At 35.7% G+C, this 9,317-nt stretch carries 7 protein-coding genes; all 7 read left to right on the top strand.

Annotated elements, in window-relative coordinates; all coding sequences use genetic code 11:
* Positions 1-257: PspA/IM30 family protein (locus CWS01_RS12830; protein WP_407938567.1), on the top strand; the 257-nt coding region annotated here is incomplete at its 5' end.
* Positions 258-335: 78 nt separating this feature from the next.
* Positions 336-980 carry a M50 family metallopeptidase gene (locus CWS01_RS12825; RefSeq protein ID WP_101177596.1) on the top strand — a complete coding sequence of 215 codons (645 nt, stop codon included), beginning with the start codon at positions 336-338 and terminating at the stop codon, positions 978-980.
* A gap of 286 nt (positions 981-1,266) precedes the next feature.
* Positions 1,267-1,941 (top strand): response regulator transcription factor, encoded by a 675-nt coding sequence (locus CWS01_RS12820; RefSeq protein ID WP_101177595.1) that lies wholly within the window; start codon positions 1,267-1,269, stop codon positions 1,939-1,941.
* Positions 1,931-3,352, top strand: coding sequence for a sensor histidine kinase (locus CWS01_RS12815; protein WP_235852053.1), 1,422 nt, complete (start codon positions 1,931-1,933; stop codon positions 3,350-3,352). Before CWS01_RS12820 ends, CWS01_RS12815 begins: the two co-directional genes overlap by 11 nt.
* 897 nt (positions 3,353-4,249) lie before the next feature.
* Positions 4,250-5,041, top strand: coding sequence for an aminoglycoside phosphotransferase family protein (locus CWS01_RS12810; RefSeq protein WP_101177594.1), 792 nt, complete (start codon positions 4,250-4,252; stop codon positions 5,039-5,041).
* Between the two features lie 604 nt (positions 5,042-5,645).
* Positions 5,646-7,403, top strand: coding sequence for an ABC transporter ATP-binding protein (locus CWS01_RS12805; RefSeq protein WP_101177593.1), 1,758 nt, complete (start codon positions 5,646-5,648; stop codon positions 7,401-7,403).
* Positions 7,381-9,234 carry an ABC transporter ATP-binding protein gene (locus CWS01_RS12800; RefSeq protein ID WP_101177592.1) on the top strand — a complete coding sequence of 618 codons (1,854 nt, stop codon included), beginning with the start codon at positions 7,381-7,383 and terminating at the stop codon, positions 9,232-9,234. Before CWS01_RS12805 ends, CWS01_RS12800 begins: the two co-directional genes overlap by 23 nt.
* Positions 9,235-9,317: the final 83 nt, after the last annotated feature.

The raw sequence follows: 9,317 nt of genomic DNA, 5'->3' as shown, positions 1-9,317 counted from the left end.
TGTTAGCTTCACGAGCAAATGTAGCAAAATCGATGAAGCAGATTCAAAAAGTTTCGAATTCCTTCCAATCAGACACTATTCTAAGAGGCGTGACAAAAGCAGAAGAACAAATTCTCTTCATGGAGGCAGAAGTGCAAGCAGGAAGTTACTCTTCCAATCCATTATCAAGCTATGAAGCAAACAGCTTAAACCTCGTAGGTGAAGAAGAGATCAGCAGGGAAATAGAGAAGCTAAAGAGTGAAAAAGAGACCATATAATTAAAGATATACAAAAAAAGAAGCACCTGAATATATAGGAAGGTGCTTTTTTCTGTATAAAAAGAGAGGAGAATATATGTGAAGGATGCTTTTCTTATCATTATTTATTTGGGGGCAGCATTAATTATTAGCAGAATTTCTTTTTTGAAAGTTTATTTTTCGATTTGGAATACGCTGATTTTAGAAACTTTTTTGGTTTTTATAGGTGGAAAAAATAATAGATTGATAGGGAATAAAGATAAATTTAAAAAAAGAACAGAGTTGGAAAAAATCACTTTAAAGAATCTGTTTAATCTGTATATTGGTTATACTGTAACATTGGTCGTGGCAATAGGGTTATTTTATTTAGCAGGAAAACAAAACTATTATCTCATTTTATGTTTATTAATTGGCTTACTGGTACTCGCTCTTTTCTTATGGATTCGTAATCCAATTAGATGTATATGGATAATAACATGTATTCTTTTATTAGCTATACCGCTGTATTTTAACCAAAAGATAGTCATTATGCATATAGGAATTTTTCTTCCTTCTATTATTCTTGTACAATCTATTCTAGATTCGTGTAAGGAGATCAAAAGAAGTATTATTAATCGAAATGTTTATACAAGTAAGGGGTTTTTAGCAAGACTAAAGTGGATTCCAGCGATGATAGTTGGATTACTGCTGCTTGGACAGTCTCTTTATGCAGGTTTTTTTATTGTAAAAACATTTTTAAGTTAATATTAAGAAAAAGTTGGTAGGATTCAAGAGATTGAAATATGGATCAATTGTTTTAAAAAAAATAGAAAAAACAAGTTACTAATTTATATAGAATGACAAAGCAGGAGAAATCCCGAATATGCAGGATTAGCTGCATAAATGATGGGTGAAATATCTCCTGTTTAGCTAATCTAAACATGCTCTATTCTTTTGATTAAGGGTGGTTTATTTATGAACTTCTTATGTTGAAAGAATTTCCGCTGAATTTTAGCAACAATATAAATGGATGTAAAAAGGGGGAGTTTGCTTGAACATTCTGTTGGCAGAAGATGACTTGCAATTGGGTGAGCTGGTGGAATATATGTTAAAGAAAAAGGGAGGATATAAGGTAGATTGGGTCATGGAGGGAGAAGATGCATACGATTATGCCAATGCATCTTACTATGACATATTGATATTAGATTGGATGATGCCAAATGGAGATGGTGTTTCGGTTTGCAGGCGTTTAAGAAGCAGACAGTATTCAGGAGCAATTTTGATGCTGACTGCAAAAGATTCTGTGGAAGATCGCATTAGCGGTTTAGATGCTGGGGCGGACGATTACCTGGTTAAACCATTTGAAATTGATGAACTTCTTGCTCGATTGCGGGCGCTGTCACGACGGAATTATGCACCCATCCTTGAAGAACAGCTTTTTATTCATGAAATGAAATTAAATCGCCTTAGTCAAACAATAAGCAATAACGGGGAAGAAGTTCAGTTAAGTCCCCGTGAATTTCAATTGCTTGATTTATTGGCCCAAAATAAAGGACAGGTACTGCCCCGGGAAGTAATTTTAGATCGAATTTGGGGCTTTGATGCGGATGTATCCATGAAGGCAATTGATGCAACCATCAAACTGCTTCGAAAAAAATTAGATATTATTGGACAGCAAGAGCTGCTGCAAAGCATAAGGGGGGTTGGTTATAAAGTTGAAAGCTAAAAAAGCATCTCTTATCCATTTGTTGAAAAATCGAAATAAATGGGATATCTTTGAGAGCACACAATTTCGTTTAACGGTTCTTTACAGTAGTTTACTGATGCTTTTTTTGCTCCTTTTTATTGCGGTGGTCTACTTCTTATTATATTTTACCATTTTTAAAGAACAAGAACGTGAACTAGAGATAAGTGTTAAGCAGGAAGCGGCAAGTATAGAAAATTACTTGACTCAAAATAAGCAAAGCAACTTATTGGAATTTCAAAATCAAGAATCAGTCGAAAAGGATGTGGATCAGTTTTTTTTCTATGTTGTTAATCCTTCAGGGGTTCTTGTCCTTGGAGATGAAACAATCTCAGGTTTTCGCTCAGAAATATTAAGCACAGTCCAAGGGTGGAATCCTTCCCGAAATGAAATACGCAGCGAAACATTAAAAATGGATTATTCAGAAAGAAGCTTAAAAGAAAGAGGAAGAAAAAATGAATTTCAGCCTACTCAAAGGAAAGATACGATTCATCTGTTGATATCTGCGGAGCCCATCTATCATCATGGAGAAGTGATAGGAATGCTTTATATAGGGAAGGAGATTTCATTTGCTTATCAATTATTTAAATGGCTGCCATACATTTTATTGGGAATAGCTCTTTTATTTTTAGGGGTGGCTGTAGTGATCAGTTATTATATGTCCAAAAAAGCAATGACTCCCATCACAAAAGCTTTCTCTAGGCAGCGGGAATTTGTAGCTGATGCTTCTCATGAATTGCGTACACCTTTAAGTGTTATGCTTTCTTCCATTAATGCAATGGAAATGACAGCAGAATGGAAAAAAGAGGATTATTCCTATAAGCTGCTTTTTAATTTGAAAAATGAAGTCAAAAGGATGACGCAAATGGTCGGGGATTTATTGACATTGGCTCGTTCTGATTTAGAGACAGCAGAACAGGTAAATGAACGATTTGATTTTCGTCCATTTGCCGAAAAAACGATGGAATCCGTGCAAACTCTTGCTGACTCCAAACAAATTAACCTTTTTTTTGAGGCCTCTGAATCACTGATCGTCTATGGAGATTCTCAAAAGTTTACTCAGTTATTATATATATTATTAGATAATGCAATCAAATACACCCCAAACGGAGGAAATGTTTCTCTTTTTTTAGCTGCCGATGAAAAAGATTTGATGATGAAAGTGCAGGATACGGGGATTGGAATTGATGCTAAAGATCAACAACAAATATTTGATCGTTTCTACCGAACAGATAAATCACGAACAAGGCAAATAGGAGGACATGGACTCGGGCTTGCTATTGCCAAATGGATTGTCGAAAGTTATAAGGGAACCATCCGAGTTTCTAGTGAATTGGGGAAGGGAAGCACATTTACGATAAAGATCCCTGTATACAAAAGCAAGGATTATTAATATTTTAAGGAAGGAGCTATGCAACTACTAATTTGTAGGAGATTAGTTTAATCCATACAAGCAAATGGGGTGTAGAAGATTTTATTTTTTTATAAAAATCCATGCATATACGATTCGTTTAGTCAGAAGAGGTTGGGACACAACTAATTAGATAATCTGTAAAGACAAATAATCTCTAAGTTAGCTTTAAAAGAAAGGTTGGTTTCGCAATCTTGGTTCCTTATGTTTTTAAAGATAGTCAAGTGTAAAAACGAATTCGTTCCATTGCGCTACAGACACTCTTTTTCCGCGGGGTCTCAGCCTTTCCTCTACTTCCCGCAGGAGTGGAGTATCCTCCGCTCCATTCCACTTCGTTTTTAAAGGGTTTTATCTAAAAAAATTTAAAAAATAGAAAAAATTAATGATCTGGAAAAACGGAGCAGCCTGAATACACGTAGACTCCTGTGGGATTAGCGAGACAGCTTAGACCCTGCAGGCGAAGCCGAAGCGGCTCAGCGCGAGCCCCACGGAAAGCGAAGTGTATTCAGGCTGCGGGTAATAACAACAAACTTTACTGAAACCGCTCATTTAAAATTTCAATAAACACGTATAATTATTCGTATTTATCTTTAACTGGAATATTTATGTCCCAGTCTCTTTTTTAAAAATTTCTGGATCATCAAGTCAAATTATTATTGTTTGCTTATGAATTTAGCTGTCTTAATCTAATAATGTTAAGTGACAATAAAGCCGTTTAAAATATAATAAAATTATAAAAAATGTGAGTCATTCTATTCAACAATTGAGCCATATTCTTGAGTAACTAATTGTGGATCTAATGGAAATTTGGGATGATTGATATGAAGTTAAAGGAGCATTAGTTGCACAATAGAAAATCATATTAGAGGGGATATATAGATGTCAAACCATGAAAATGAAGAACTATTAGCAGGAGGGAATGTCTCTAATGTTTATCGTTTTGGAGATACTGTACGTCGAGAATTAAAGCCAGATAGTCCCAAAATTCATAAGCTATTAAAGTATTTGGAAAAAAAAGGTTTTAATTATGCACCAAGATTTTTAGGTATTGATGAAAAAGGAAGAGAAATACTATCCTTTATTGAAGGAGAAGCTGGTAATGATCCTTTAAAAGAATACATGTGGTCTGATAATGTTTTAAAAGATATAGCAAAGATGCTTCGTCTTTATCATGATGCTGTAAGGGATTTTCCATTATCAGAAGATTGGAAACCAATAGATAATACTCCCCACAAAGTGGAGGTATTATGTCATAATGACTTTGCTAGATATAATATTATTTTTAATCATGGAACACCAATAGGCATTATTGATTTTGATGTAGCTGGACCTGGTCCAAGACTTTGGGACATAGCTTATACTCTTTATACTTGTGTTCCCTTAAGTAGATTTTATCTCTCTGAAACAGGTGAGGAAGTTTATTATAAGTCACTGCAGCATGCTAATCGTATAAAACAAAGAGTTAGATTGTTTTTTAAATTTTACGGTGAGGAAATAGAAGAAGCTTATTTGGATATGGTATTGCTGCGATTAGAAGGATTATGTAAAACAATTACAAGAAAAGCGAGTGAAGGTGACATTGCCTTTCAAAAGATGATAGATGAAGGGCACCTTGAACATTATCAAAACGATATTAAATTTATTCGTAAACATGGAAAAGAGTGGACTTAAGGAGAGTTTTTTATTTAAGAGGTGGCTTTCTTCCTTTGAGTCTTTGAAACGTTCTTCTGCAATAAAGGGCTATTGTTGAATAAAACTTAGATTTTCAAACGATTTTATTGTTGCATTTTTAGTATAGTGAAGTATCTTACATCAAAAATTAAACAATATATTTTTAGCCCCATCCTAAATTTAGAACGGGGTTATGCTTGTTTGATGCTTTTAAAATTAAATAACTTTATTGTGATTTTGCAAATAAGTAAAGAAACATTTAAAGGCAAGGCTGTGGCTTTGTCTTTTTTGATGTTTATTTCTGCGGAATTTGATTGAGTTCTGGTGAAAAAATCTGATTTCTTAAATCTTTGCTTCATCGTTTAGCAAAAAATATCTATTGATAAATTAGTATTTGAAGTTCTTAAAAATTTATTTGACAGAATGTATACGTTTGTATACATTGGATATATAGATTATGTATACAAATATATGTAAAGGAGTGCCTAACAATAAAGAATTTTGACGGCAGAATAAAAAGGAAAAAGCATAAGAGAGGAGGAAAAGAAATCTTTAGAATAATCCCATTTTATAAAGAATCTTTAGCAAAAGGAGAAAAGTAATGATGTGGGGATTAAAAACATATATAAAGCCTTACTGGAAATACGTGATTCTAGGACCTCTCTTTATGGTATTTGAAGTGTTCTTTGATTTGCTCCAGCCTAAATTAGCAGCTCATATTGTTAATTTTGGAGTAGTAGGGCGTAATTTTCAAATTATCCAACATACTGGCTGTATGATGGTTCTAGTAGCATTTCTTTCACTAGTGACAGGTATTGGGTGCAACTTCTTTGCTACTCGCGCCTCTCAGAATTTTGGTGCAGATATTCGGGAGGTCCTCTATACAAAAATTCAAACCTTTTCATTTGAAAATATTGATACAGTTAAGGCAGGATCATTAATTACACGAATGACAAACGATGTTGTTCAAGTTCAAAACTTCATGCAAATCGCTCTTCAAGGTCTCGTCCGGGCACCAAGCTTATTAATAGGCAGTGTGGTGATGGCTTTAATAATCAATATGCGGCTGGGACTTATCCTGCTGAGTACACTAATCATTTTAATTGTGGTTCTTGTCTTGCTTATCAGATTCTCTTATCCGCTGTTTTCCAATGTCCAGGAAAAACTAGATGCAGTAAATACAAGAATGCAAGAAAATCTGGCAGGAATTCGCGTAGTAAAGGCTTTTGTTCAGTCTGATTATGAAATAAAAAAATTCAAACAAGTCAATAGAGATTACACAGACATTTCCATCAAAGCGGCACGTTTTATTGCAATAAATTCTCCAATCGTTACATTCATTATGAATGCATGCCTTGTTGCGATCCTTTTGTATGGAGGGAACTTGGTTTGGGTGAACTCTGTTCAGGTGGGAGATTTAGTCGCTTTTATTAACTATGTGATACAGGTATTGTCTTCCTTGTTGATGGTGAGCGGGATTCTTGTGAATGTTTCACAGGCCAATGTATCGGCTAAACGTATCCACGAAGTTTTAGCAACAAAGCCTACAATGGAAAGCATGGAAAAAGAGGAGGATTCTTCGATTCTAGCTAAGCATATTAAGTTTAGTAATGTAGGATTTTCCTATAGCAGGTCAACCGAGGCAAAGGATTTAGTATTGCGAGATGTAAATTTTGAGGCTTCACGTGGAGAAGCCGTTGCCATCATTGGAGCCACAGGTTCTGGGAAATCATCGCTTGTCCAGTTGATTCCAAGGCTGTATGATGTCACATCTGGCTCTATTGAGATTGATGGAAAGAATATTCAAGACATCCCCCTTTTAGAGCTTCGGCAAAACATTGGGATGGTTCTCCAAGAGTCCTTTTTATTTACTGGGTCTATAAGAGATAATATCGCATTTGGCAAATCTGATGCCACGCAAGAGGAGGTTGAGGCGGCTGCTAAAATAGCTCAAGCACATGATTTTATCTCCAAGTTGCCAAATGGTTATGCTACGAAGGTTGGCCAAAAAGGTATCAATTTATCTGGTGGACAAAAGCAAAGAATCGCCATTGCCCGAGCCCTGCTGATTAAGCCGTCAATATTAATTTTGGATGACAGTACGAGTGCTTTGGATCTTGGCACAGAGAAACAACTCCGCGATTCCTTAAAAAGTTTAATGAAGGAAAACATTACATTCTTAATTGCTCAGCGAATTTCGTCTGTTATACAAGCCCAAAAGATTCTAGTGATTGACGAAGGGTCCATTGTAGGCAGCGGCACTCATAAAGAATTATTGGAAACATGTGAGGTTTATCAAGATATTTATAGGTCCCAATTTGGCAGGCAGGAGGCGTCTTATGTCCAGCAACAAACATTCTAATGAACAGAAAGGTTCAGCAAATCTCTCCCAAATGGGTTTTCAGCAAAGCCGGGGTCCAAGACCTGGAGAAGTTCCGATAGTAAGGTCAAAGGATGCAAAAAGGACACTGCTCAAAATATGGAATTATGTCAAACGGCAGCGTCAAGGATTGTTAGTAGTAATCTTCTGTACTGCTTTAACCTCTTGTTTGCTGCTTTTAGGCCCTTATTTAATAGGAAAAACAATGGATGACTATATTGTTCCACATAAGTTTGATGGGTTTATTCTAATGGGATTTCTTTTATTAGGGGTTTATTTTTTAGGCGCTGTTTTCACATGGATTCAACAATATGTGGCTTCGAGTTTATCTCAGAACACCGTCCGTGACATGCGCCAAGATCTATTTGAAAAATATCAACATTTGCCTGTTTCGTTTTTTGATCAAAAGACACATGGAGAGTTGATGAGTCGAACCACAAATGATATCGCGAATGTCTCCAATACGCTGAATCAAACGGTTGTCCAACTCATATCTAGTGTCTTTATGCTAGTTGGCAGTGTTATCATGATGTTGAGTTTAAGTCTTTGGATGACACTGATTACCATTTTGATTGTTCCATCCATTATTTTCATTACGAAAAAAATCACCAAATATACCCGCCAGTATTTTTCCGAACAGCAAAAGCATTTAGGGGAAGTAAATGGATTTGTGCAGGAAAGCATTTCCGGTTTAAAGGTGATGAAAGTATTTGGAAGGGAAGCCAAATCAATTGAAGAATTTCGAGAGATTAATGAAAAATTGCGGTCAGTCAGTGTGAAAGCCCAAACCTTTTCTGGTTCAATGGGACCTATGATGAATACCATGCGCAATCTAAGTTTTGTTGTTATTGCAGTATGTGGCGGTATTTTTGCATACCATGACATTATTACAATTGGAGTCATTGTCAGCTTTCTCCATTATTCCAACCAATTTAGCCAGCCAATCAATCAGCTTGCCAATCAGTATAATATGCTTCAATCCGCGATTGCAGGAGCTGAACGTGTATTTGAAGTGCTAGATATAGAGTCAGAGACTGTAGAAGAGAAAGAAGCAATGTCTGATAAAAGAATAAAAGGGGAAGTTATTTTTGATCACGTGAATTTTAGTTATAAGCCAGATGTACCTATTCTTAAAAAACTTTCTCTAAACGCTCTGCCTGGCCAGATGGTTGCTTTAGTAGGCCCAACTGGTGCAGGAAAAACGACCATTATTAATTTATTGACAAGATTCTATGAGATACAATCAGGGAATATTTTTATTGATGGAGAAAATATTCAGCAATTCAGCAAACAATTTCTAAGAAAGCAAATCGGACTTGTTTTGCAGGATGCTTATGTATTTTCTGGAACGATTCGAGAAAATATTCGGTATGGCCGTTTGAATGCTACAGATAAAGAAGTGGAAGATGCAGCTCAGCTTGCTTATGCTGACACGTTTATAAAAAAGCTCCCTAAAGGATATGATACGCATTTAAACGCAGAAGGAGGAAATTTAAGTCAGGGACAAAGGCAGCTTTTAACAATCGCCCGTGCTGTTCTTGCCAATCCTTCCATTCTTATTTTGGATGAAGCAACAAGCAGTGTTGATACAAGAACAGAACTTCATATTCAAGAGGCAATGAAGTCTTTAATGAAAGGGAGAACAAGCTTTGTCATTGCACATAGGCTCAGTACGATAAGAGAAGCGGACGCTATCTTAGTAATTAAAGATGGAGAAATCATTGAACAGGGGTCACATGAAAATCTTTTAATGCAAAATGGATTTTATTCCAACCTGTATAACAATCAGTTGACACAGGGGCATGTAAGCTAATGGTATAAATACATTTGATTTGTTTTCCTTGTTTTTAACATATTCGAAAAAGAAACATAGAACGAGCTTGATTCTATGTTTCT

The sequence above is a fragment of the Niallia nealsonii genome, assembly GCF_002835805.1.
Classification (GTDB): domain Bacteria; phylum Bacillota; class Bacilli; order Bacillales; family Cytobacillaceae; genus Niallia; species Niallia nealsonii.
Note: the sequence above shows the minus strand (reverse complement) of the source record. Positions and strands in the feature narration are given on the sequence as shown.